This is a genomic window from Rhodophyticola sp. CCM32 (assembly GCF_004751985.1).
Taxonomy (GTDB): Bacteria; Pseudomonadota; Alphaproteobacteria; order Rhodobacterales; family Rhodobacteraceae; genus Rhodophyticola.
The window spans coordinates 2,600,521-2,621,447 of record NZ_CP038492.1; the positions used below are offsets into that span (position 1 = coordinate 2,600,521).

At 60.9% G+C, this 20,927-nt stretch carries 25 protein-coding genes and 1 tRNA gene; 15 read left to right on the top strand and 11 right to left on the bottom strand.

Annotation, left to right across the window (positions count from 1 at the left end; all coding sequences use genetic code 11):
- Positions 1 to 122: 122 nt before the first annotated feature.
- The 3 genes from E2K80_RS12600 to E2K80_RS12610 are packed head-to-tail and all read right to left on the bottom strand — an operon-like array spanning position 123 to position 3,162.
- Positions 123 to 1,013, bottom strand: coding sequence for an MBL fold metallo-hydrolase (locus E2K80_RS12600; RefSeq protein ID WP_135375319.1), 891 nt, complete (start codon positions 1,011 to 1,013; stop codon positions 123 to 125).
- Positions 1,010 to 2,356, bottom strand: coding sequence for an aspartate aminotransferase family protein (locus E2K80_RS12605; RefSeq protein ID WP_135375320.1), 1,347 nt, complete (start codon positions 2,354 to 2,356; stop codon positions 1,010 to 1,012). Before E2K80_RS12605 ends, E2K80_RS12600 begins: the two co-directional genes overlap by 4 nt.
- The gene (locus E2K80_RS12610; protein ID WP_135375321.1) at positions 2,353 to 3,162 is read right to left on the bottom strand and encodes an IclR family transcriptional regulator; all 810 of its coding nucleotides are present in this window, start codon (positions 3,160 to 3,162) and stop codon (positions 2,353 to 2,355) included. The genes E2K80_RS12605 and E2K80_RS12610 overlap by 4 nt, the downstream gene beginning before the upstream one ends.
- Positions 3,163 to 3,275: 113 nt before the next feature.
- Between E2K80_RS12610 and E2K80_RS12615 the strand changes: the two genes are divergently transcribed.
- The 11 genes from E2K80_RS12615 to E2K80_RS12665 all read left to right on the top strand — a co-directional run bounded on the left by E2K80_RS12615 (position 3,276) and on the right by E2K80_RS12665 (position 12,393).
- Positions 3,276 to 4,220, top strand: a complete 945-nt coding sequence (locus E2K80_RS12615; RefSeq protein ID WP_135375322.1) for a tripartite tricarboxylate transporter substrate-binding protein — start codon at positions 3,276 to 3,278, stop codon at positions 4,218 to 4,220.
- A 79-nt stretch (positions 4,221 to 4,299) separates the two neighbouring features.
- Positions 4,300 to 4,839 (top strand): tripartite tricarboxylate transporter TctB family protein, encoded by a 540-nt coding sequence (locus E2K80_RS12620; RefSeq protein ID WP_135375323.1) that lies wholly within the window; start codon positions 4,300 to 4,302, stop codon positions 4,837 to 4,839.
- A 12-nt stretch (positions 4,840 to 4,851) separates the two neighbouring features.
- Entirely contained in the window at positions 4,852 to 6,369 is a 1,518-nt protein-coding gene (locus E2K80_RS12625) for a tripartite tricarboxylate transporter permease (protein ID WP_135375324.1), read from the top strand.
- A 6-nt stretch (positions 6,370 to 6,375) separates the two neighbouring features.
- Complete coding sequence (locus E2K80_RS12630) at positions 6,376 to 7,860, top strand: aldehyde dehydrogenase (protein WP_135375325.1); 1,485 nt, start codon at positions 6,376 to 6,378, stop codon at positions 7,858 to 7,860.
- 23 nt (positions 7,861 to 7,883) lie between these two features.
- Positions 7,884 to 9,143 (top strand): Tm-1-like ATP-binding domain-containing protein, encoded by a 1,260-nt coding sequence (locus E2K80_RS12635; RefSeq protein ID WP_135375326.1) that lies wholly within the window; start codon positions 7,884 to 7,886, stop codon positions 9,141 to 9,143.
- A 218-nt stretch (positions 9,144 to 9,361) separates the two neighbouring features.
- Entirely contained in the window at positions 9,362 to 10,000 is a 639-nt protein-coding gene (locus E2K80_RS12640) for a DJ-1/PfpI family protein (RefSeq protein WP_238475532.1), read from the top strand.
- Between the two features lie 186 nt (positions 10,001 to 10,186).
- On the top strand, positions 10,187 to 10,921 hold the full coding sequence (locus tag E2K80_RS12645) for a metallophosphoesterase (RefSeq protein WP_135375327.1): 735 nt from the start codon (positions 10,187 to 10,189) through the stop codon (positions 10,919 to 10,921).
- The gene (locus E2K80_RS12650) at positions 10,914 to 11,318 is read left to right on the top strand and encodes an EamA family transporter (RefSeq protein WP_135375328.1); all 405 of its coding nucleotides are present in this window, start codon (positions 10,914 to 10,916) and stop codon (positions 11,316 to 11,318) included. Before E2K80_RS12645 ends, E2K80_RS12650 begins: the two co-directional genes overlap by 8 nt.
- A 26-nt stretch (positions 11,319 to 11,344) precedes the next feature.
- On the top strand, positions 11,345 to 11,797 hold the full coding sequence (locus tag E2K80_RS12655; RefSeq protein ID WP_168193184.1) for an EamA family transporter: 453 nt from the start codon (positions 11,345 to 11,347) through the stop codon (positions 11,795 to 11,797).
- Between the two features lie 58 nt (positions 11,798 to 11,855).
- A complete protein-coding gene (locus tag E2K80_RS12660; protein WP_135375330.1) occupies positions 11,856 to 12,077 on the top strand; it encodes a hypothetical protein in 222 nt (73 codons plus the stop codon).
- On the top strand, positions 12,058 to 12,393 hold the full coding sequence (locus E2K80_RS12665) for a YbjQ family protein (protein ID WP_238475533.1): 336 nt from the start codon (positions 12,058 to 12,060) through the stop codon (positions 12,391 to 12,393). The genes E2K80_RS12660 and E2K80_RS12665 overlap by 20 nt, the downstream gene beginning before the upstream one ends.
- Positions 12,394 to 12,439: 46 nt before the next feature.
- Here the strand turns inward: E2K80_RS12665 and E2K80_RS12670 are convergent, their stop codons facing one another.
- The gene (locus E2K80_RS12670) at positions 12,440 to 12,946 is read right to left on the bottom strand and encodes a hypothetical protein (RefSeq protein WP_135375331.1); all 507 of its coding nucleotides are present in this window, start codon (positions 12,944 to 12,946) and stop codon (positions 12,440 to 12,442) included.
- 122 nt (positions 12,947 to 13,068) lie between these two features.
- On the opposite strand from E2K80_RS12670, the gene E2K80_RS12675 reads away from it, so the two are divergent.
- Positions 13,069 to 13,695: a DUF1638 domain-containing protein gene (locus E2K80_RS12675; protein ID WP_135375332.1), complete on the top strand. Its 627-nt coding sequence runs from the start codon at positions 13,069 to 13,071 to the stop codon at positions 13,693 to 13,695.
- Here the strand turns inward: E2K80_RS12675 and E2K80_RS12680 are convergent, their stop codons facing one another.
- Positions 13,696 to 14,127: a SufE family protein gene (locus E2K80_RS12680; RefSeq protein WP_135375333.1), complete on the bottom strand. Its 432-nt coding sequence runs from the start codon at positions 14,125 to 14,127 to the stop codon at positions 13,696 to 13,698.
- A 122-nt stretch (positions 14,128 to 14,249) separates the two neighbouring features.
- Here E2K80_RS12680 and E2K80_RS12685 point away from each other — a divergent pair, with 122 nt between their 5' ends.
- Together E2K80_RS12685 and E2K80_RS12690 are read left to right on the top strand one after the other, a co-directional pair.
- Positions 14,250 to 14,693, top strand: a complete 444-nt coding sequence (locus E2K80_RS12685; RefSeq protein ID WP_135375334.1) for a hypothetical protein — start codon at positions 14,250 to 14,252, stop codon at positions 14,691 to 14,693.
- On the top strand, positions 14,693 to 15,361 hold the full coding sequence (locus E2K80_RS12690; RefSeq protein WP_135375335.1) for a transglycosylase domain-containing protein: 669 nt from the start codon (positions 14,693 to 14,695) through the stop codon (positions 15,359 to 15,361). The genes E2K80_RS12685 and E2K80_RS12690 overlap by 1 nt, the downstream gene beginning before the upstream one ends.
- A 13-nt stretch (positions 15,362 to 15,374) precedes the next feature.
- On the opposite strand, the gene rnd is transcribed toward E2K80_RS12690, so the two are convergent.
- The 4 genes from rnd to E2K80_RS12710 all read right to left on the bottom strand — a co-directional run bounded on the left by rnd (position 15,375) and on the right by E2K80_RS12710 (position 18,799).
- Positions 15,375 to 16,538, bottom strand: coding sequence for a ribonuclease D (gene rnd / locus E2K80_RS12695; RefSeq protein ID WP_135376616.1), 1,164 nt, complete (start codon positions 16,536 to 16,538; stop codon positions 15,375 to 15,377).
- A 153-nt stretch (positions 16,539 to 16,691) separates the two neighbouring features.
- Positions 16,692 to 17,285 carry a phosphoribosylglycinamide formyltransferase gene (gene purN / locus E2K80_RS12700; RefSeq protein WP_135375336.1) on the bottom strand — a complete coding sequence of 198 codons (594 nt, stop codon included), beginning with the start codon at positions 17,283 to 17,285 and terminating at the stop codon, positions 16,692 to 16,694.
- Positions 17,282 to 18,328, bottom strand: coding sequence for a phosphoribosylformylglycinamidine cyclo-ligase (gene purM / locus E2K80_RS12705; RefSeq protein ID WP_135375337.1), 1,047 nt, complete (start codon positions 18,326 to 18,328; stop codon positions 17,282 to 17,284). Before purM ends, purN begins: the two co-directional genes overlap by 4 nt.
- Positions 18,329 to 18,397: 69 nt before the next feature.
- Positions 18,398 to 18,799 carry a hypothetical protein gene (locus tag E2K80_RS12710; RefSeq protein ID WP_135375338.1) on the bottom strand — a complete coding sequence of 134 codons (402 nt, stop codon included), beginning with the start codon at positions 18,797 to 18,799 and terminating at the stop codon, positions 18,398 to 18,400.
- Between the two features lie 115 nt (positions 18,800 to 18,914).
- On the opposite strand from E2K80_RS12710, the gene E2K80_RS12715 reads away from it, so the two are divergent.
- A tRNA-Ile gene (locus E2K80_RS12715) sits at positions 18,915 to 18,991 on the top strand.
- 59 nt (positions 18,992 to 19,050) lie between these two features.
- Here E2K80_RS12715 and E2K80_RS12720 read toward each other — a convergent pair.
- The gene (locus E2K80_RS12720) at positions 19,051 to 19,830 is read right to left on the bottom strand and encodes a heme ABC transporter ATP-binding protein (protein ID WP_135375339.1); all 780 of its coding nucleotides are present in this window, start codon (positions 19,828 to 19,830) and stop codon (positions 19,051 to 19,053) included.
- A gap of 4 nt (positions 19,831 to 19,834) precedes the next feature.
- Positions 19,835 to 20,926 (bottom strand): FecCD family ABC transporter permease, encoded by a 1,092-nt coding sequence (locus E2K80_RS12725; RefSeq protein WP_135375340.1) that lies wholly within the window; start codon positions 20,924 to 20,926, stop codon positions 19,835 to 19,837.
- Between the last annotated feature and the right edge of the window lies 1 nt (position 20,927).

Consider the following 20,927-nt stretch of genomic DNA (forward strand, 5'->3'; position numbering starts at 1 on the left):
AAGCCGAGTTGGGTCCGGGTACGCGCAGATCAAGCGCTTCTTGAGAGACGTGAAACATCCAGAACCATAAAAACTTATCATGAAGCAATGGGTTGGAAAGGGTTTTGGCGATACCTCATGGCTCAGGTTAAAGGCGGGGCACTGTCTTCCCGGATCGGGAGGGCTATCCTCAGGCCATCGCGACCGACAAAGAGTTTTCCGTCCCAGATACCCTCAACGGCTTTGCTCCAGTGTTCCTCAGTATATGCCGGGTCATCAGAGGGGATCAGATGCGAAAGTGCCAATCCTTTCACACCTGCCCTGACTGCGGTCCGGGCTGCGTCATGGGCGAAACTGTGTGACCGCAACCAATGTTCCATCAGTTTTTCACTGCCGTTGCCGATGCGCGACATCAAGGCGGGTAACGCGCTTTGAAGCATGGCCTCATGGATCAGCAGATTTGCCCCGTGCGCGAAATCGACAAGGTCAGGGATTGGCGCTGTATCGCCAGAGAAAACGACATGTGTACGTTCTGATCTGAAGGACAGAGCAAAGCAATCCTCTAGCGGAGGGTGTTGCGTCCGTATCGCAGAGACCGTCAGGCCGTCGCGATCAAAGAACATTCCGGCGTCGATTGCCTTGATCCGAACCAGCTTACGCAGATCCGGGCGCCCTTCATCCTCGATCCGGGTGTCGATATCGGCCTTCATAGATGCCAGAAACCCATTCCAGTAGATGTCGAGGCCGGGAGGTCCCCAAACCTCTACCGGCGTTTTCAACCCAGCCGTCCACGCAGTGTGGATCAGCGGGCCAAGCTCAAGATAATGGTCGGAATGGAGATGGGTGATGCAGATCATCGACAGATCTTTGAGCTGCATGCCCTGATCCACAAGGCCACGGGTTACGCCGAGCCCGCAATCGACAACGATCCGGCGGCCATCAAGGCAGAGGAGATTTGAGGTCGGCATCGAGGACCCGGGCCGGATTGCCGGCCCGCCCTTTGTCCCCAGAAGGGCGACGAAATCCCCGGTCATAGGGCAGAAAACCCGGCGTCGAGCGCGGCGAGGATCGTGGATGTGTCTTCTTCCGTCAGCACAAGGGGGGGCGACAGAATAAGGTTCGGCCCCGAGACACGCACCATTGCGCCGGCCTGATACGCGGCCTCCTGCACCGTCATGGCCAACCCGGCGTCAATCGGGGTCTTGGTTGCGCGGTCACTGACCATCTCAATCGCGGTCATCAAACCATGGCCGCCGCGCACATCCCCGATAGTGTCGTATTTGTCTTTGAGCGCCAGACAGCCCTGATAAAGCTGTGTGCCGCGCGCGGTGGCGTTGTCAACCACATTCAGGCGCCTGGTTTCTGCCAGGCATGCAAGTGCCGCAGCCGCGCCCACCGGGTGGCCGGAATAGGTGTATCCATGGCCGATCTTGGCCGAGGCGTTGTTTTCAAAGACCTCGACCATCCTGTCGCCCAGCATGACCGCACCAAAGGGGAAGTAGCCGTTTGTTATGGCCTTCGCCGTGCACATCATATCCGGCTGAATGCCCCAAAGCCGCGCGCCTGACCATGCCCCTGTGCGACCATAGGCCGTGATCACCTCGTCAGTGATCAACAGGATGCCGTTCCGATCACAAATCTCACGCACCATGGGTGCAAAGCTTTTATGCGGCGGGATCACACCACCGGCACCCAGGATCGGTTCCATGATCATCGCGGCAATCGTATTGGCGCCCTGAAACGCGATTTCATCTTCCAAAGCGGCGGCGCAAAGCTGCGCCAGCTTCCCGGGATCGGCCTCGTTGAACGGGTTGCGATAGGTGTAGGGCGCGGGGATGTGATAGCAGCCGGGCAAAAGCGGTTCATATGCATTGCGGAAATTGGCGTTTCCGTTGACCGAGGCGCCGCCAATATGGGTGCCGTGATAGCCCTTCTTCAGGCTTAGGAATTTCACCCGCCCCGCCTCTCCACGCAGCTTATGGTACTGACGGGCAAGACGCAGCGCGGTTTCCACCGAATCCGACCCGCCGGACGTGAAGAACGCCCGGCTGAGCCCGTCGGGTGCGAAGAATTCGCCCAGTTCGTAGGACAGCTCGATGGCGGCATCATTCGAGGTGCCGCGGAAGGTCGAATAATAGGGCAGCTTGTCAAGCTGCCCGGAAATGGCATCTTTCACCGGCTGGCAGGAATAGCCAAGATTGACATTCCAGAGCCCGCCCACGGCATCGACGACAGAATGCCCGTCAGTATCCTCGATCCGCACGCCGCTTGAGCCGGTAATGATCTTCGGGGGTGTGTCGTGGCTGTCCTTGGGGGAGGTCATCGGATGCCACATGAAGCGGGCGTTGTTTTCCTTCAGGAAATTCGAGTCTTTCATCGGACAGATTCCAATTCTTCTGCGCCGGTCAGGCTGCGCGCCCAGGCGGTTTCGACATGATCCGGGACGGATCCGCCCCAGTTGTGAGAGATGGCCCGGCTGGCCCGAACCAGATGTGTTCGAATGATGCGCTGAAGCGCCGGGGTCACGCGGGTGGAGACGCAGGCGACTGTGACTGTTCCGGCAAAAAGGCCGGTCTGGTCGAATACGGGGGCAGATACGGAATGCACGTCGCGTTCGTATGCGTCTGAGCATTCGGCGAAGCCGCATTCTCTGGCGGCGTCGATTACAGCGGTCAGCGCTTCGTCTGTTGTCACCGTCTCGGAGGTGAAGCGGGTGAGATTTTTCACGGCCTCGGCCATCATCTCAGGCGGACCGAAGGCCACAGAACATTGCCCGGAGGCTGTGGCGTGCAGGGGGAAGATATTCACGTCGATCAGGACGCGCGTGCTGTGTTTGACCGATTCGAGCTGGTCGAGCGCGTAAAGCGTAAAACCCGAAAGCACGGCAACATGAACCGTTTCGCCGGTGGCCTCGGCCAGCATCCGCAATGCGTCCTGCGTGCCGGCCTTGCGCGGCACGGTCCGCTCACGTGTTTGCGCAAGCTGTAAAAGCGCAGGGCCAAGCCGATATCCCCTGGTCACCGGATTCTGTTCAATAAATCCAGCTTCCTCAAGAACTTGGACATGGCGATAGGTTGTTGCCTTGTCGCGATTCGCCAACCGGCAAAGTTGCGACAGCCCGATCTCGGGCTGCAGGTCCGTGAAATAGGATAGCAGGTCTAATGTCTTTGCGGCGGAGGACATGGGGAACCTCTCTTGATCTCGATTACAGAAAAAGTTTGACGGGTCTCTTTTTGCAAGGCAACATTTTTCTGAACCAATGGTTCAATATATGAACCGATACGGGGAGAAACACAATGTCCATACGAACCAAACCGCTTACTGCAGCCGCAGTGGCCCTTGCGGCGATGTCAGGGGCGGTCTTTGCCGAATACCCGGAAGGTCCGGTCGAGTTTGTCGTGCCGTGGCCGCCGGGTGATCTGGAAGACATCCTGACGCGCATGATCGCCGAGGATTTTCAGGAGGCTTACGGCGTTCCGGCCGCGGTCGTGAACCGCCCAGGCGGCGGCGGAGGGCCGTTTCCCGGCGCGATCGAAGTTGCCAATGCGCCCGCCGATGGGTCGGTCATCGGCTCCTTCATCATCGCCATTCCGGTTGTTGGCCCTCAACTTGGCATTCCTGATCTGAACCCCGATCCGTTCGTGCCCCTTGGCAATTTCCTTACATATCCGTTTGTTATCGCCACCAGCGGCAACGCCCCCTATCAGACGATGGAAGAGCTTGCCGCATATGCGGGGGAAAGCGACGTTGTTCTGGGCCATTTCGGGGCGCCGCTGGTACCGACGCAGGTGACCCTTGGTCTGGCCGAGGAGATGGGGTTCTCCTTTGCGTCCGATGCGGCCTTCGACGCGCTTGATTGCAACACGCTGGCCTCTGGGGATGTCGATGTCATCAACACCACCCTGCAACTTATCCTGCCCTGCCTTGATGATGTGACAGTGCTGGCCTCCATCGGGTCGGAGCGTATTCCGCTGACCCCCGATGCGCCCACAGTGGCCGAGCTTGCCCCCGATCTCGACGTTGCTCTTTGGAACGGGCTGTTTGTTCATCGCGACACACCGCAGGATGTGCGCGAGGCGATCATCGCTGTCGCGCAGGAGACGGTGATGTCTGAACGTGCGCAGGCCCTGGCTGCGGAAACCGGCGCCTCGGTCTACTGGCAGCCCGCCGAGGAGGTCGTGGAACAGATCCAGACGGATATCGAGACGCTGGCCCGCATCGAGGCGATGCTGGCCGAATAATCCCGCGCGATGTTTCGACCGGGCGGTGATCTTGCTGCCGCCCGGTGAACCCGCCCCGAACGTCCGGAGCTTTCCCCCCATGTCGCGTGTCAAAACCCTTCAGGCCCTGTTCAAACGATATCGTCGCCCCGGTGATATCGTTTTTGCCTGGGGGCTTCTGATCATAACGATATGTCTCCTGTCGCAGCTTTGGTCGCAGACAACCTACCGCCCCGGCACAGCGTTATTTGCGCAACCCCGGTTCTGGCCTGCGGCATCCCTCATCAGCATGGCAGGGTTCGCGGCCTTTCACCTGCTTGGATCAGCCCTGTCCGAACGGATCGAAGGGCGCTGGCGCGAGGTTTTATTATGGGCCGCGTCGCTTGAATATGCAGGCTGGTTCATAATCTACGCGATCATGGTGCCCATGCTGGGCTATCTGCCCACGACAATCCTGTTCGCGCTTGGCCTGACGATCCGCGTTGGCTATCGCAGCCGCACCGCCCTTTTCTCGGCTGTGGGTGCGGCGGTTGTGATTGTCCTGCTGTTCAAAACGCTGCTGCAAGTCAGGCTGCCCGCCGGACAGGTCTATCAGTATTTGCCTGATGGGTTGCGGCAGATCATGCTGACCTATTTCTGAACGGAGCGCGCAATGCACGATCTTCTTTCCGGGGCCGCGATGCTGGCCCGATGGGATGTCCTTGCTGCGCTGCTGATCGGGTCCATCGGCGGCGTGATCATCGGCGCGATCCCCGGTGTGGGCCCCGCCGTCGCCATTGCAATCCTTTTGCCCGCAACATTCGCCTTTGATCCGATTGTCGGGCTGACCGTTCTTTTGGGGATTTACGGGTCTTCCATGTATGGCGGCGCGATCCCGGCAGTTTTGATCAACACGCCGGGGACAGCGGTCAATGCGCTGACCTCTTACGACGGGTATCCGATGACCAAGGCGGGGGAAGCCCACCGTGCCCTGTCACTGGCATATAGCGCATCGTTCTGGGGCGGGATCTTTGGCATCCTGTGTCTTATTCTGCTGTCACCGGCTCTGGCCTGGGTCGCCCCGATGTTCGGAAGCCGGGAGATTTTTCTTGCCGCACTTCTGGGCATCATCCTCGTTATTCTTGCCCATCGCGGCCAGATATTTGCCGCCGGGCTTCTGGCGATGTTCGGGATATTCCTGCAAACCGTCGGTCTGGATGCTGTCACCTATACCGCACGTTATACTTTCGGTCTGAGCTTCCTGAGTTCAGGCATCAACCTGATCGTCACAGTCCTTGGCCTTTTCGCGTTGAGCCAGGCGTTTTTTCTGCTGACCGCCCCGGATGAGAGCCCCGATGCGAAACCCGTCGCGGGCAAGATTACCGCTGGCCTGAGGGAGCTTTTTCGACACAAACGCGTGGCAACTGTCGCCTCTGGTTTTGGGGTGATCCTTGGCATGATCCCCGGCACGGGTGAATTCACCGCCCAGTTCATGAGCTACACCTATGCCCAGAAAACTTCGAAAACACCGGAGAATTTTGGCAAAGGCGCGCCAGAGGGGCTGATCGCGTCCGAGGCCGCAAACAACGCCGTGCCCGCTGCGGCAATGATCCCGCTTCTGGCCCTTGGCATCCCGGGGGAGGCCCTGACCGCAATGATGTTATCGGTCTTCTATGTCCACAATGTCATTCCCGGTCCACAATTGTTCCAGAACAATATTGATCTGGTCTATGCACTGTATCTGGCTTTGATCATCCTGAATGTGCTGGTGCTGATCTTTCTGTTGTTCTCCACTAACCTGCTTACGAAAATCATTCAGGTGCCCACACGGTTTTTGGGTGTGATGATCCTGTTGCTGTCTTTCGTCGGGGTCTATTCCCTGCGGAACTCTCTGACCGATTGCATGATTGCTGCCGGATTCGGGGTGCTGGGTCTGATCCTGAAGCGCCTGAACCTGCCGATTGTGCCGATCATTCTGGGCATGGTTCTGGGCGGGATCATGGAGGTGAAGCTGCGCTCGGCCCTGCCACGACTGAACACACCGCTGGACATGATCGAACGCCCGATTGCGATGATCATCTTCGCCATGATCGTGATTGTCCTGGGTCTGCATATCCGTGCCTTGATCAAGGAATACCGGGCCAATTCGCTTGACGAAGACCACAACCTTCACGACACGCAGCAGCGGTAGGGCATCATGGATCAATCACGTATTGACGCGCTGCGCGCGCTTGCCGTTTCCCCCGGATCGCACCTGATCGACGGGCAGAATGTTGCTGCTTCGGACGGGGCCATAATGGACATCCTGTCGCCCATAGACGGAACGGTTCTGACCAGCCTGGCCAGAGGCACGGTGCAGGATATGGAAACGGCCATCACCTCGGCCCGGGCAGCGTTCGAGGACGGACGTTGGGCCAAGCAACCGCCCGCCGCGCGCAGGAAGGTGCTGTTGCGATGGGCGAACCTGATAGAGGAAAACGCGCTGGAACTGGCGGTTCTGGGGGTGCGCGACAACGGGACCGAGATCGGGATGGCCCTGAAGGCCGAACCGGGATCTGCCGCCGGGACGCTGCGCTATTATGCGGAAGCCTTGGACAAGGTCTATGGAGAGATTGCGCCGACCCAAAGTGATATTCTTGGCCTGATCCATAAGGAACCCGTGGGCGTCGTGGGCGCGATCATCCCGTGGAACTTCCCGATGATGATCGGCGCCTGGAAGCTTGGCCCGGCACTGGCCTCGGGGAATTCCGTGGTTCTGAAACCGGCGGAAACGGCATCCCTGTCGCTTCTGCGGATGGCGGAACTGGCGTTGGAAGCAGGTTTGCCGCCCGGCGTTCTGAACGTCGTCACCGGCGAGGGCCGCGTGGTTGGTGAGGCGATGGGCCTGTCAATGGATGTCGATGTTCTGGTCTTCACCGGTTCGGGCAGCACCGGGCGGCGGTTGCTGGAATATGCCGCACGTTCAAACCTGAAACGGGTTTATCTGGAACTTGGCGGCAAATCCCCCAACATCGTCTTCGCCGATGCGCCGAACCTTGAAGAGGCTGCGAAAATCGCGGCTGCCGGCATCTTCCGGAATTCCGGGCAGGTTTGTGTCGCCGGATCACGTCTGCTGGTCGAAGCTTCGATCCACGATGAATTCGTTGCCGCCGTGGTCAGGGCGGCCGAGGCCCTGCGCGTGGGCGACCCACTGGACGTAAACACCCATGTCGGCGCCGTGAATTCAGAAGCGCAGTTGCAGCAAAATCTGCGGTTTGTGGAGACCGCGCGCAACGAGGGAGGTACGATTGTCACGGGCGGCGACCGCATCCTCACCGAGACCGGCGGCTATTATATGGCGCCCACTGTCATCACGGGCGTGGCGGCAGAGGCAACACTGGCGCAGCAAGAAGTGTTCGGCCCCGTCCTTGGCGTGACCGCCTTCACAGATGAGCATGAGGCGGTGCGCATCGCCAATGCCACAATCTATGGGCTGGCCGGGGCTGTCTGGACATCGAATCTATCGCGCGCGCACCGGATGGTTCGGGCCGTGCGCACTGGCGTGATGCATGTGAACACCTATGGCGGGGCTGACGGGACAGTGCCTTTGGGCGGTGTTGGTCAATCGGGCAACGGCCATGACAAATCGCTTCATGCGCTTGAAAAATATACCAATCTCAAAACCGCCTGGATCAAGCTCTAGGTGCGGCGAACAAGGGGCATCATATGTTGGACAAAACCATTCTGGTGATCGGCACGTATGACACCAAGGACGACGAACTGGGCTTTCTTGCCAATGTGATCCGCGAACAGGGCGGGCAGGTCGTGACCATGGATGTGTCCGTTCTGGGCGATCCGTCAGCGCCCGCTGATTATTCCAAACACGATGTCGCGGAAGCCGGCGGAAGCTCGATTGCCGAGGCTGTCGCGTCGGGCAATGAAAACGCGGCCATGCAGATCATGGCAACCGGGGCGTCGCTTTTGTCCGCGCGGCTTTGTGCAGACGGAAAGTTTGACGGGATGATCGTTTTGGGCGGGTCTATGGGCACTGATCTGGCGCTGGATGTGTGTACAGCTTTGCCCCTCGGCGTTCCGAAATACATCATCTCCACCGTGTCGTTCTCGCCGCTTATCCCGCCGCATCGGGTGGCCGCAGATGTGCAGATGATCCTTTGGGCCGGTGGGCTCTATGGGCTGAATGCGATCTGCAAGGCGTCACTCAGCCAGGCTGCCGGTGCGGTTCTGGGGGCGGCCCGTGCCGCGCGCAAACCGGATCCGGACAAGCCGATCATCGGCATGACCTCGCTTGGCACCTCGGCGTTGAAATACGTGATCCCGCTGAAACCCGCGCTGGAAGCACAGGGTTTCGAGGTTGCCGTATTCCACGCCACCGGCATGGGGGGGCGCGCCTTTGAAAGCCTGGCCGCACAGGGTGTCTTTGCCTGTGTCTTCGATTTCTGCACGCAGGAGCTTGGGAATCATGTCCATGGTTCAAGTATTTCAGCAGGGGCGGACAGGCTGACAAATGCAGGGGCCAGCAGCACGCCCCAGATCGTTGCGCCCGGTTGCTATGACCTTGTCGACATTGTGGGCTGGCATCCGGTACCGGAAAAATGGGCAGATCACCCCAAACACGCACATAATCGGCTTCTGACCTCGATTGTTCTGGATGGGGAAGAGCGAAAAGCCGTGGCCCGCGCGCATTCAGAGCAACTGGCCGGGTCAAAGGGACCGGTGGCAATGATCTTGCCTGAACACGGCCTTGGCGAATGGGATCGGGAGGGAGCCGATCTGCACGACAAGGGTGGGTTGTCCCAATTTCTGGACGAATTGCAGGGCACTTTGCCACCCAATGTCACTCTCCACAGGCTCGAGGCCCATATCAATGACGCCGCCTTCGCGGATAAGGCGCTGGAAATCTTCGGCACATGGCGCACCGAGGGGATCGTCGCGGGCGAACCCCGCGCCAATTTGGAAAACCCTTAGGGTCAGGACCCTAATCGAAGATACCGCCTGTAGCGTTTCGACGTACTGTTGAAACGCCTTTCACTGACTTTCGCCTTCGGCTCAAACGCGAAAGCCGTTGTCTCTGCATCCATGTAAACTCGAAACGCTTTAATGGTGCTGTGCTTCATTCATGCTCTTTGCAGCATCCGTCTACAAGGTCTCGAAACGTTCATTTGCCCTCGCAAGCTGCGGGACTGATGCTGATTGCGCTGCCTAGAAGTTCATCTTATGTTCTCAATAATCTGCCAAACAAAAGGATGCGTCTTATGTCGAAGATCGCGGTTTTGCTGACGCAAGGGTTCGCGGATTGGGAATACGCTTTGATTGGGGGAACCGGCGGGCCGTTCTATGGCCTTGATGTCCGGTACTTCACGCCATCCGTCGGAGAGGTGCAATCGCAGGGCGGTCTTTCCGCCAAGGTTACGCAGGATGTGGACGCTCTGCGCGCGTGGCAGCCCGATGCCATGGCTGTCATCGGCGGCACAATCTGGGAAACGAGAGATGCGCCCGATATGCGCCGTTTTCTGAAGGATCAGCATTCAGGCGGCGCCGTTATTGCGGGCATCTGTGGCGGGACACTCGCGCTTGCGCGTGCCGGGCTTCTTGATGATGTCATACACACCTCGAACGATCCGGCTTTCCTGAGCGAAAATGCGGTGGGCTATGCCGGGGACAAACATTATCTGACAAGCCCGTCGGCCATTTCTGAAAATCGCATCATAACCGCCCCGGGCACAGCGCCGGTCAGTTTTACAGCGGCCATTTTCGAAAGCGCCGGGGTGGATAAGGCGGCGATCACATATTTCAAAACGATGATGGCGGCAGAGCATGGCTAAAGCAGAAATCGTTTCATCTGAATCAAAATCCGCTTTAGACACACGCCTTCCGGGTTTTGACACCGTTTTCACCCGATATCACAGCCCCCGTCATCACAGCCCGCGTCAGCCCTGGGGTCTGCCTTTTCTCTTTCCACCCAATCTTCTGCCCTTGCGCCTGCCCGCACATCCCGGTTTGGTCCGCCCATGACCCTGTACGCAATCGGTGATATTCACGGCCATCTGGACAAGCTGAAGCTTGCCCATGATCGGATATCAATCGACCGCGCCGCCTGCGGGGCCAGGACGGCCCCGATTGTCCATGTCGGTGATCTGGTGGACCGGGGGCCTGACAGCGCCGGGGTGGTGGATTACCTGTGCCGCCTGCAAAAGAGTGACCCAAGCATTGTGGTGCTGAAAGGCAATCACGACCGGATGTTTCACTGGTTTCTGCAAACCCCGCACCGAAACGACCCAAAGCTGCGCGCCGGGCTGACCTATCTTGGCGGGCCTATCGGCGGGCTGACGACATTGGCTTCCTACGGGGTGGATATATCGGCACCGCCGGCAGAGATGCACCGGTCTGCCTGCGCCGTGGTCCCCGAGGCCCATCGCGCGTTTCTGGCCGCCCTGCCGCTGGTCTATCAGGCGGGGGCGTGTCTGTTCGTCCATGCCGGGATTCGCCCGGGCATCGCGCTGGAGGATCAGTCAGAGGATGACATGGTCTGGATTCGCGACGATTTTCTGCATGACACCACCCCGCATGGGCCGCTTGTGGTTCACGGTCACAGCACCGTCAAACAGGTGGAACATCATGGCAACCGGCTCAATATCGACACGGGCGCGGCCTTCGGCGGGCTGTTAAGCGCCGTGGTGATCGAAGACCGGCAGGTCTGGCTTCTTGGCCCCGATGGACGGGTGCCTGTGAAACCGCATGCATAGCAGAACAGGGCTGACCCTGCCCCCGCGCGATCTGTTTCTTCTGAGCCTGGTGATTATCGCCTGGGGGTCGAATTTCACCGCCATGAAACTGGCGCTGGAGGAACTGCCGCCATTCCTGATGGTCAGCCTGCGGTTTTTCATTCTGCTGCCGCTGCTGTTGGTGCTTCCCCGCCCGCCGGTGCCCTGGTGGAAAATCCTTGCCCTCGGAGCTCTGATCAATACCGGGCAGTTTGCGTTCCTCTTTGCCGCGATGCAGGCCGATGTCACCGCCGGACTGGCCTCGCTTCTGCTGCAGGCGCAGGCTCCGCTGACCATCCTGCTCTCGGCGCTGTTTCTGGGGAACGCGTTCGGGGCGTTCAGGCGCTTGGCATTGCCATCGCGGTTACCGGGCTGGTGATTTTCGGATGTGGCGCAGGTGGAAATTTGACCCGGACCGGTCTGGGGCTGGTGCTGTGCGCGGCGCTTTGTTGGGCGGGGGGCAATCTGGTCCTGAAGGGGCTTGGCGGGGTCTCCATGCTGCCGGTGTTTATCTGGGCCAGTCTGGTGCCGCCTGTGCCGATGCTGGCCCTGTCATGGGTCACGGAAGGCCCCGATCCGCTGGCCACAATGCTCGCGCTCAGCGGACTGGGGTGGCTCTCGGTGATCTATGTGGCGCTGGTCTCTACCGTGCTTGGCTATTCGCTTTGGGGCGCGCTTCTGTCCCGGCATCGGGCGGCGGATATCACCCCCTTTGCCCTGTTGATCCCGGTTGTGGGCATCGCCACGGCAGCGCTTGTTCTGGGGGAACGCCTGAGCCTGGTGGAGGTTATCGGCGCGCTGGTGATCATGGCGGGGCTGGCCCTGTCGGTTCTGGGGCCGCGCTGGCAACAGCGTTGACGCCTGACTTGGCATGGCGCCGCCCTGCCCCCATATACTTGGGCAGGAGGGACGTCCCATGCCGCTTGACCGGTTTATCCTGATCATCCTTGCGGTGCTTGCCGCCGCGGGCCTGACCATATTCATTGGCACCGCCCTGGTCGCCTCCCTGCAAATCGGCAACGGCTTTGGCTGGCTGATATTCATGCCGATTGCCCTTGTGATCTACATCTTTGCCCGGGTCATTCTGGACCGTATCGGCAATCGGGAGGACGACACATATGACCGTATCGAGAAGTGATATTCAGATCATGACCATCGAGGCCGTGCCGGACCGCGAGATTGCGGCCGTTTTGGGCATCGCGCGGGGGTCCACCGTGCGCGCCAAGCATATCGGGTCAGACATCGTGGCCTCCTTGCGCAACATCGTCGGCGGGGAGGTCAAGGAATATGCCGCCCTGCTAGCCGGGGCGCGCGAACAGGCCATGGATCGGATGATCGACCAGGCGGTTGATCTGAATGCCGATGCCATTATCGGCGTGCGGATGGAAACCTCAACCATCACGCAGGCAGCCAGTGAAGTTGTGTTCTATGGCACAGCCGTGCGGCTGAAATAGCAAAAGGGGCCATAAGCGGCCCCTTTCCCCGATCTGTCCGGAATAATTACCGGTTCTGAAGCCGCTCGATATACGCCACGGCGGCCGCCGCCGCGATGGCATAGAAAACATGCCCTGCCAATGCGACCCAGGTGATACCGGTAAAACCCAGAAAGAAGGGCAGTCCGGCGATCATTGTGATACCGCCGATGGCGAAAACCCAAAGGCCCGCCCCATAGATGGCCGAGGCGATCAGCCAGGGCATTTGCGGGATGACCCGTCCGATCACCGGGCGGGCAATAAACAGCCAGCCGACCGGATAGGCAATCACGCCCACGAAGAACAGATGCATCAGATTGCCCGCCGCCGCATTATTGGGCAGGCCGATGGCGCCCAGAAAACCACGGGCCAGACCGACGGGCGCCAATTGCGCGAAGCCCAACAGCGGAGAGATCGCCTTGCCCCAGAGATCGAAGGCCAGTGTGCCCACTGCGCCGCTGATCAGGATCAGCGCAACGGTCTGCAGGGTGAGGGCAGGAACCTTCAGGCCCGGATTGGTGGTATTGGCAGTCATGACATTGTCCTATGGAATAGAGTGTGTGAGATATATGTGTCGCTTGCCCCTGTTTTCCGGCAAGGGCACAGTCCGCTCAACCCACAGCGCCGTGAGCGCACGCACTGGTGTAAAGTGTTTCAATGCATATAGATGATGAAACCCTGCAAGATCATGGCATCAGCGCACAGGGAACCGGCGACATACTGATCCTCGCCTGCGGGGCATTGGCGCGCGAAATACTTGATATCATTCACATAAATGGATGGTCTCATCTTGATCTGCAGTGCCTGCCCGCGATCCTGCACAACACGCCCGAGAAAATCCCGGACGCGATCGAGGCCGCGGTGCGTGACCATAAGGAATGTTACAGTCAGATATTCGTGGCCTATGCGGATTGCGGCACCGGCGGGCTGTTGCAGGCCCGCTGCGCCGAACTGGGGGTCGAAATGATCGCAGGGCCCCATTGCTACAGTTTCTTCGAAGGCAATGCCGTCTTTGCCGCGCATGATGAAATGACCGCCTTTTATCTGACGGATTTTCTGGTGCGCCAGTTTGATGCCTTTGTCACCAAACCGCTTGGCCTCGACCGACACCCGGAGCTGCGTGACATGTATTTCGGGAATTATGACAAGCTGGTCTATCAGGCACAGACCGATGACCCGGCGCTGACGGCAAAGGCGAAAGACTGCGCAGATTTCCTGCAACTGGAATTCGAACGGCGGTTCACCGGATACGGCGATCTGGAGACCGCCCTGCGCGACATGTGATCACGTGGCTGCGGCCTCTTCCCCCGCCAGTTTCCGTATCCTCTCCACCATCGCGCGCAACCCGTTGGATCGTTGCGCCGACAGATGATCGTTCAGCCCAAGGCGGGCCAGTTCCGCGCCCGCATCCACCTGCAACACCTCTGACACGCTCAGCCCCGCATAAAGCGCATGCAGGATTGCAATCAGCCCGCGCACGATCATCGCGTCGCTTTCGCCTTGAAACCGAAACACCGCATCCGGCCCCTGCCCATCGATCTGCGGCAATATCCAGACCTGGCTGGCACAGCCGTCAACCTTGGTGACAGGCACGCGAAACGCCTCTTCCAGCGGGTCCATGGCCTTGCCCAGATCAATCACATGGCGATAGCGGTCTTCCCAATCGTCGAGAAACGCGAAGGTCTCTGCAATGTCTTCAAACGCGGCGCTGGCCATCCCTGTCTCCGTCACCTGATTGCGGCTTTGAGGTAAGCCGCACACACCCAAAGGTCCAGAGGCGCTTTTCATCGCACGGCCAATGCGCTACGCAGACTGCAAGAAAAGACCGGAGGGGCAAGATGGCATTTCGACTGCTGATCACGCTGACAGTGATCCTGGGGCTTTCGGCCTGTTCAACCCGGCTGAATCCGTTCAACTGGTTCGGGAATGAACGCGAGGAACGGATCGAGGTGGTCGATGTCATCACCATCGATGACCCGCGCCCTCTGGTCAGCCAGGTGATCAGCCTGAATGTCGACCCGCACCCGGGCGGTGCGATTGTGCGCGCCATTGGCCTGCCACCACGTCAGGGATACTGGTCTGCCGATCTGGTCGAGGTGGAACGGACCGAGGGGCGGCTGGTCTTCGATTTCCGCGTTTTCGAGCCGCCAACCGCCACCCGTCAGGGCACCCAGAGATCCCGCGAAATCCTTGCCGGGACGGAATTGAGCAATCAGGATCTGGAAGGCATCCGCACGATCATCGTGCAGGCGCAATCAAACCGGCGCAGCGTCAACCGGTGATGATCCTGCGCCGCGGCGCCATAATCCTGATCAGTCTTATTCTTCTTTGTATTGTGGCCCTCGGGCTCTATGGCCTGAAAGGTTATCTTGACGGATTGCGGGATGCGCCCGCACTGGCCGCACGCGCGGATCGCCTGATTGACAGGGGCCAGGGGGCAGAGGCGCTTTTGGGCGCAGAGCGGTTGGGATGGCTTATCACGGTGCAGGACCCCGGGTTTTACGACCATAACGGGGTGGATATGCAGACCGCCGGGGCCGGGATTACCACGATCACGCAATCGCTTTCGAAACGCGAAGCTTTCGGGCAGTTTCAGCCCGGCATCGGGAAGCTGCGGCAGACGACCTATGCGCTGGCGCTTGAACGGCGGCTGAGCAAGGATCAAATCCTCGCCCTGTTCCTTGAAACCGTCGAAATGGGCCCCGGGCCCGAGGGCTGGATGACAGGGTTTGGCCATGCCAGCGAAACAGTGTTCGGCGCCGCCCCTGCCGATCTGCCCGACCGGGACATGATGCGCCTTCTGGCCGTGATGATCGCGCCGGGGCGGTTCAACCTGTCGGAACCGGGGCCGCAGCTGAATACCCGCATTGACCGCATCGCCCGGCGGCTTGCCGGGGCCTGCGTGCCGCAGGATAATCGGGATGTCTGGCTGCAAGGCTGCGCCTTTTGAGGCAAAACCGGCCTCAGACGGCGATGATCTGCACTTTCTGACCCTTGGCCGACAGCGCGATCTCGCCCCGGGTCAGGCGCAGGGCATCTTCTCCAAACACATCCCGCCGCCAGCCCTTGCACCACAGCCCGTCATGATGGCCCGCCGCGATATCATCAAGATCCGAGGCCGAGGCGATCAGTTTCTGGGCCACGCCCGCCTCTTCCGCCTTGGCTTTCAGAAGCACGCGCAGCAGATCCGCCAGCGCCGGGTTCAGGGCCGAGCGATCACGGCCTTTGGGCAGGGCAGGAAACGTGCCGGGATCTGCTGACAGGCCGCGCCCGACCGCCGCGATCAGCCCCTCGGCAATCTCACCCCGCCGCGCTTCGCGCAGAAGCAGGCGCGATTTGCTCAGATCCTCGATGGATTTCGGCTTTGACGACGCAATCTCCATCAGCGCGTCATCCTTGATCACCCGGTTGCGGGGGATATTGCGGGTCTGGGCATGGGTTTCCCGAAACGCGGCCAGTTCTTTCACCACGGCCAGAAACCGCCCGGAATTGCTGCGCAGTTTCAGGCGGCGCCAGGCGTTATCGGGCTCCACCACGTAATTGTCCGCATTGGTCAGAACCCGCAATTCCTCTTCCATCCAGGCGGTGCGGCCGGTCTCTTCCAGTTGTGCGGCCAGATGTTCGTAAATCTGCCGCAGATGGGTGACATCGGCCAGCGCATAGGATTTCTGCGCATCGCTTAGCGGGCGGCGCGACCAGTCGGTAAAGCGCGAGGATTTATCGACCCCACCGCTGGTGATCTTGCGCACCAGGGTTTCATACCCCACCTGATCGCCATAACCGCAGACCATGGCGGCCACCTGGGTATCAAACAGCGGCTTTGGCACAACATTGCCATCCACATGAAAAATTTCCAGATCCTGACGCGCGGCATGGAAGACCTTGACCACCGACTCATTGCGAAACAGATCAAACAACGGTTCCAGCGACAGGCCCTGGGCCAATGGGTCGATCAGCACCGCATCCTCTGTCTCATCCGTACCGGGCAAGGCCAGTTGCACCAGACAAAGCTGCGCGAAATAGGTCCGTTCACGCAGAAATTCGGTATCGACGGTGACATAAGCGGCGGTGGCGGCGCGGGCGCAAAAGGCGGCAAGCGCGTCGGTACTGGTCAGGGTCTGGGTCAAAAGCGGGGTCTTTTCCTGCAAGCGGATCAACAGATGTCTGGGGCGCGGTGATAGGCCAGTGGCTGCGGAATTGGAAGGGTCTTGAATGTTCGGGCCTGCAGCAATGGCAGGATGCCTCCGGCGGAAGTATTTGGGAGATAGAGAAGGGGCCGTTCAGCTCAGGAAAACAGGGGTCCGGTCACCGGCAGCGAAACGGCGCAGAACCGCAGGGTAGAGCCGGTGTTCCTGCGCCAGAACCCGGGCGGCCAGACGATCAGGCGTATCGCCGGGCTCAATTGGCACTTGGGCCTGACCCAGAATCGGGCCGTCATCCAGCGCGGGGGTCACTTCATGCACGGTGCAGCCATGCATGGCCTCCCCCGCCGCAAGGGCGCGGGCATGGGTGTGCAGCCCCCGGTATTTCGGCAGGAGCGAGGGATGAGTGTTCAGCATCCGGCCCTGCCAGCGGCTGACGAACCCTTCGGTCAGCACCCGCATGAACCCTGCCAGGCACAGGATATCCGGCCGCGCGGCGCTGATCACCTCGTGCAGCGCGGCCTCGAAAGCGGGCCGGTCGCCCTTGAACGGGCGGTGATCAACCATCGCGGTGGCAATGCCCCGGTCCGCCGCTTTCGCCAGCCCCCCTGCCCCGGCGGAATTGGCGACCACCAGACAGGGCCGCGCCGGGTGGTCGCCGGTCATGCTCTCGACCAGGGCCACCATGTTGGAGCCACTGCCGGACAGCAGAATCGCAACACGTCTGGTCACACAAGCGCCCCGGAATAGTGCATGCCGGCCTCCCCGGTGACGACCCCGATCCGAGACACATCTTCCCCCTCGGCTGTCAGCAGACCGGCGATATCATCGGCGCGATCCGCCGCCACAACCAGCACCATGCCCAGACCCGCATTGAAGGTTTTCAGCATCTCGGCCGCGTCCATCCCGCCGGTCTGCGCCAGCCAGCGGAACACCGGCGGCAAGGTCCAACTGTCCAGGTCAATCCTGGCCCCCATGCCATCGGGCAACACACGGGGCAGGTTTTCGGTCAGCCCGCCACCGGTGATATGGGCCAGCCCATGCACACCGCCCGCACGGATCGCCGCAAGCACCGGTTTCACGTACAGCCGTGTGGGCGTCAGCAGTTCCGCGCCAAGCGTGCCGTCGCCGAAAGGCGCCGCAGCCTCCCAGCCCAGCCCCGATATCTCCACGATCCGGCGCACCAGCGAATAGCCGTTGGAATGCACCCCGTCCGAGGCCAGCCCCAGAAGCACATCACCCCTGGCCACATCCGCAGGCAGGATCGCGCCGCGGTCCATCGCCCCCACCGCAAACCCCGCAAGGTCGAAATCCCCCGCATCATACATGCCCGGCATTTCCGCCGTCTCACCGCCGATCAGCGCACAGCCCGCACCTTCGCAGCCCCGGGCAATGCCCGTAACGATCTGTGCGGCGCTTTCCACATCCAGCTTTCCGGTGGCGAAATAGTCGAGGAAAAACAAGGGTTCCGCCCCCTGACAGACCAGATCATTGACGCACATCGCCACCAGATCGACACCGATCGTATCCACCACGCCTGTATCAATCGCAATCCGCAGCTTGGTGCCCACCCCATCGGTGGCCGCCACCAGAACCGGATCGTCATAGCCCGCCGCCTTGAGGTCGAACAGCGCGCCAAACCCGCCAAGCCCCGCCATCACACCGGGGCGTCTGGTGGCCGCAGCAAAGGGTTTGATCCGCTCCACCAGATCATTGCCTGCGTCAATATCAACACCTGCCGCAGCATAAGTCAGGCTGTTTTTCGCGTCTGTCATCATGCCCCTTTCGGCTGTCGCAGCCCTGCTAGCAGGGGGTCGTTCGCCTGTCCATGCGCCTGCACCTTATCACCCGTTCCGGGCGCGGTCTGATCGCACACCCAGAAACAAAAACAGCGCCAGCATGGGCAGCACCATGGCACGCGCCGTCAGATAGCCAAGACTGTCCGGCCCGAATTGCAGCAATACGCCGAACAGATGCGGCGCGAACGCCGCGATCAACAGCAATTCAAGCGCCATATAGACCCCGAACAGCGCCAGCCATAATTGCACCCAGGCCACAAGCGGCGGAATGCGACCGGCCCGGCGGATCGCCGTGGTTGCAATGATAATCGCCGGGACCGAGGCCAGAATGACCTGTGTCGCCGGGCCAAGTGGCAGGCCTGCCAGATTGACAGCCAGCAGAAACACCAGCGTCGCACCGATCAGCCACAGCAGATAGCGCAGGCAGAGAACAGGCAAATCAGGCATCGTGACACTCCTTCCGACAGGCTCGCCCGAGGCCATAAGACAGCATGCAGGGCCACGCAAGCGGGACCGCCCGACTTGACGACCCCGGGCAAGCTGCTAAGCCTGCCAGTCAGGCGGGCCTGTAGCTCAATTGGTTAGAGCAGAGCGCTCATAACGCTTTGGTTGCAGGTTCGAGTCCTGCCGGGCCTACCACGCCTATTTCAAACTCTGGTTTATATACGAAAATCCGGCGCTAAATGACAGCGCGCCCTTCAGGCCTGCGCTGTCTGGGGAAGGACAAAGACGCTGCCATCCTGCGGTGGTGTGCTGACCTTCAGCGCACAGCCATAGGCCTGTGACAGCAGATCATCGGTCAGAACCGCCCCGGGGGTATCCTGACGCACAAGCCGCCCGCCTTCGATCAGGGCAACGCTGCCCGCAAACATCGCCGTCAGGTTCAGATCATGCATCACCGCGATCACCCCGCCGCCCGCATCCGCATAGCGGCGGGCCAGGGTCATCACCTCAAGCTGATGGGCGATATCCAGGCTTGACACCGGTTCATCCAGAAACAGCCAGCGCGCCTGACCGTCCTTCACCGGCTCCCAGACCTGGGTCAGGATACGGGCCAGTTGCACGCGTTGCTGTTCCCCACCGGAAAGTTCCTGATAGAAACGACCCTCGAACCCGGCCAGGCCGACCGAGGCCAGCGCCTCATGGGGCAGGTCGGCGCGGGTCGCCTCCTGCCCCGCCATCAGGCCAAGGCGCACGACCTCCAGCACGGTGAAGGGAAAGGCCAGCCGGGTGGATTGCGGCAGGACCGCGCGGCGGCTGGCCAGTTGCCAGTGCCGCATCTGCGACAGGGCGGCACCGTCCAGCGTGATCTGCCCGGTATATTCCACCTCTGCAGTCAACGCGCGCAGAAGCGTGGTTTTCCCTGACCCATTGGGCCCGACAATCGCGGTCAATATGCCGGGCCGGGCGGTGAAATCAACGCCATGGAGAACCTGCGACCGGCCCAGAGACACGCGGATATCGGTGGCGTTCAGCATGGTGTTACAGATCCAGAAGGCCGCGGTTGCGCAGCAATATCCACAGGAAGAACGGCCCGCCAAGCGTGGCGGTGACAATCCCGATCGGCAGTTCCGCTGGGGCGATGATGGTACGGCTGATCATATCCGCCGCGATCAGCAGACTTGCCCCCAGAAGCGCCGCATTCGGCAGCAGATAGCGATGGTCCGGCCCGATCACGAGGCGCAGCAGATGCGGCACGACAATGCCGACAAAGCCGATCCCGCCCGAGACGGCAACAGCGGCCCCCACCGCACCCGCAACAGTCAGGATCGCGATGCGTTTCATCCGCTGAACCGGAATGCCCAGATGGGCGGCAGAGGCCTCCCCCAGGGCCAGCCCGTTCAGGGCGCGGGCCAGAAAAGGTGCAACCGCAAGGGCCAGCAGGATCAGCGGCGTGGCGGCCAGAACCTTGGTCCAGGTCGCGCCCGCCAATGATCCCAGCCCCCAGAAGGTCAGATCACGCAATTGCGTATCATCGGCTATATAGACAAGGATACCGGACAATGCGCCCGCCAGCGCGCCAAGCGCAATCCCCGCCAGCAACATCACCGCGACCGAGGTGCGCCCCCGGCTGGTGGAGACCCGATAGAGCACCAGGGTGGTGATCCAGCCGCCCAGAAACGCCGCCACCGGAACGGTGTAATACCCCAGCAGGTCGATCAGCCCGGCAGGCAGTGCGCCGCCCAGAACAATCGCCCCGATGGCGCCCAGCCCCGCCCCGGCCCCCACACCGACCAGCCCCGGATCGGCCAGTGGATTGCGAAACAGGCCCTGCATCACCGCACCTGACACCGCCAGCGCCGCACCGACCAGAATGCCCATGATCAACCGTGGCAGCCGGATGTCAAACAGGATCACCCGGTCGGTCAACCCGATCTCCTGCCCCCGGGTCCAGGCCCAGAAAGCCTGCCAGAGCGAGGTGCCGGACGCGCCCGTGGTCAGGCTGGCCAGGCAGGTTATCAGCAACACGAAGGTCAGCGCCAGCATCGTCTTGCGCGCCCGCAACCGTCGGTCGCCCGCGTGGGTCCGTACCAGAGGCACCTGCCCCCTGCTGGCACCGGCAAGCTCTGCCATT

What these genes read in the sequence shown, in the direction of transcription:
- E2K80_RS12600 (WP_135375319.1), bottom strand. Translation starts at nt 1,013, where the DNA reads ATGACCGGGGATTTCGTCGCCCTTCTGGGGACAAAGGGCGGGCCGGCA.
- E2K80_RS12605 (WP_135375320.1), bottom strand. Translation starts at nt 2,356, where the DNA reads ATGAAAGACTCGAATTTCCTGAAGGAAAACAACGCCCGCTTCATGTGG.
- E2K80_RS12610 (WP_135375321.1), bottom strand. Translation starts at nt 3,162, where the DNA reads ATGTCCTCCGCCGCAAAGACATTAGACCTGCTATCCTATTTCACGGAC.
- E2K80_RS12615 (WP_135375322.1), top strand. Translation starts at nt 3,276, where the DNA reads ATGTCCATACGAACCAAACCGCTTACTGCAGCCGCAGTGGCCCTTGCG.
- E2K80_RS12620 (WP_135375323.1), top strand. Translation starts at nt 4,300, where the DNA reads ATGTCGCGTGTCAAAACCCTTCAGGCCCTGTTCAAACGATATCGTCGC.
- E2K80_RS12625 (WP_135375324.1), top strand. Translation starts at nt 4,852, where the DNA reads ATGCACGATCTTCTTTCCGGGGCCGCGATGCTGGCCCGATGGGATGTC.
- E2K80_RS12630 (WP_135375325.1), top strand. Translation starts at nt 6,376, where the DNA reads ATGGATCAATCACGTATTGACGCGCTGCGCGCGCTTGCCGTTTCCCCC.
- E2K80_RS12635 (WP_135375326.1), top strand. Translation starts at nt 7,884, where the DNA reads ATGTTGGACAAAACCATTCTGGTGATCGGCACGTATGACACCAAGGAC.
- E2K80_RS12640 (WP_238475532.1), top strand. Translation starts at nt 9,362, where the DNA reads ATGCTGATTGCGCTGCCTAGAAGTTCATCTTATGTTCTCAATAATCTG.
- E2K80_RS12645 (WP_135375327.1), top strand. Translation starts at nt 10,187, where the DNA reads ATGACCCTGTACGCAATCGGTGATATTCACGGCCATCTGGACAAGCTG.
- E2K80_RS12650 (WP_135375328.1), top strand. Translation starts at nt 10,914, where the DNA reads ATGCATAGCAGAACAGGGCTGACCCTGCCCCCGCGCGATCTGTTTCTT.
- E2K80_RS12660 (WP_135375330.1), top strand. Translation starts at nt 11,856, where the DNA reads ATGCCGCTTGACCGGTTTATCCTGATCATCCTTGCGGTGCTTGCCGCC.
- E2K80_RS12665 (WP_238475533.1), top strand. Translation starts at nt 12,058, where the DNA reads ATGACCGTATCGAGAAGTGATATTCAGATCATGACCATCGAGGCCGTG.
- E2K80_RS12670 (WP_135375331.1), bottom strand. Translation starts at nt 12,946, where the DNA reads ATGACTGCCAATACCACCAATCCGGGCCTGAAGGTTCCTGCCCTCACC.
- E2K80_RS12675 (WP_135375332.1), top strand. Translation starts at nt 13,069, where the DNA reads ATGCATATAGATGATGAAACCCTGCAAGATCATGGCATCAGCGCACAG.
- E2K80_RS12680 (WP_135375333.1), bottom strand. Translation starts at nt 14,127, where the DNA reads ATGGCCAGCGCCGCGTTTGAAGACATTGCAGAGACCTTCGCGTTTCTC.
- E2K80_RS12685 (WP_135375334.1), top strand. Translation starts at nt 14,250, where the DNA reads ATGGCATTTCGACTGCTGATCACGCTGACAGTGATCCTGGGGCTTTCG.
- E2K80_RS12690 (WP_135375335.1), top strand. Translation starts at nt 14,693, where the DNA reads ATGATCCTGCGCCGCGGCGCCATAATCCTGATCAGTCTTATTCTTCTT.
- purM (WP_135375337.1), bottom strand. Translation starts at nt 18,328, where the DNA reads ATGACAGACGCGAAAAACAGCCTGACTTATGCTGCGGCAGGTGTTGAT.
- E2K80_RS12710 (WP_135375338.1), bottom strand. Translation starts at nt 18,799, where the DNA reads ATGCCTGATTTGCCTGTTCTCTGCCTGCGCTATCTGCTGTGGCTGATC.
- E2K80_RS12720 (WP_135375339.1), bottom strand. Translation starts at nt 19,830, where the DNA reads ATGCTGAACGCCACCGATATCCGCGTGTCTCTGGGCCGGTCGCAGGTT.
- E2K80_RS12725 (WP_135375340.1), bottom strand. Translation starts at nt 20,926, where the DNA reads ATGGCAGAGCTTGCCGGTGCCAGCAGGGGGCAGGTGCCTCTGGTACGG.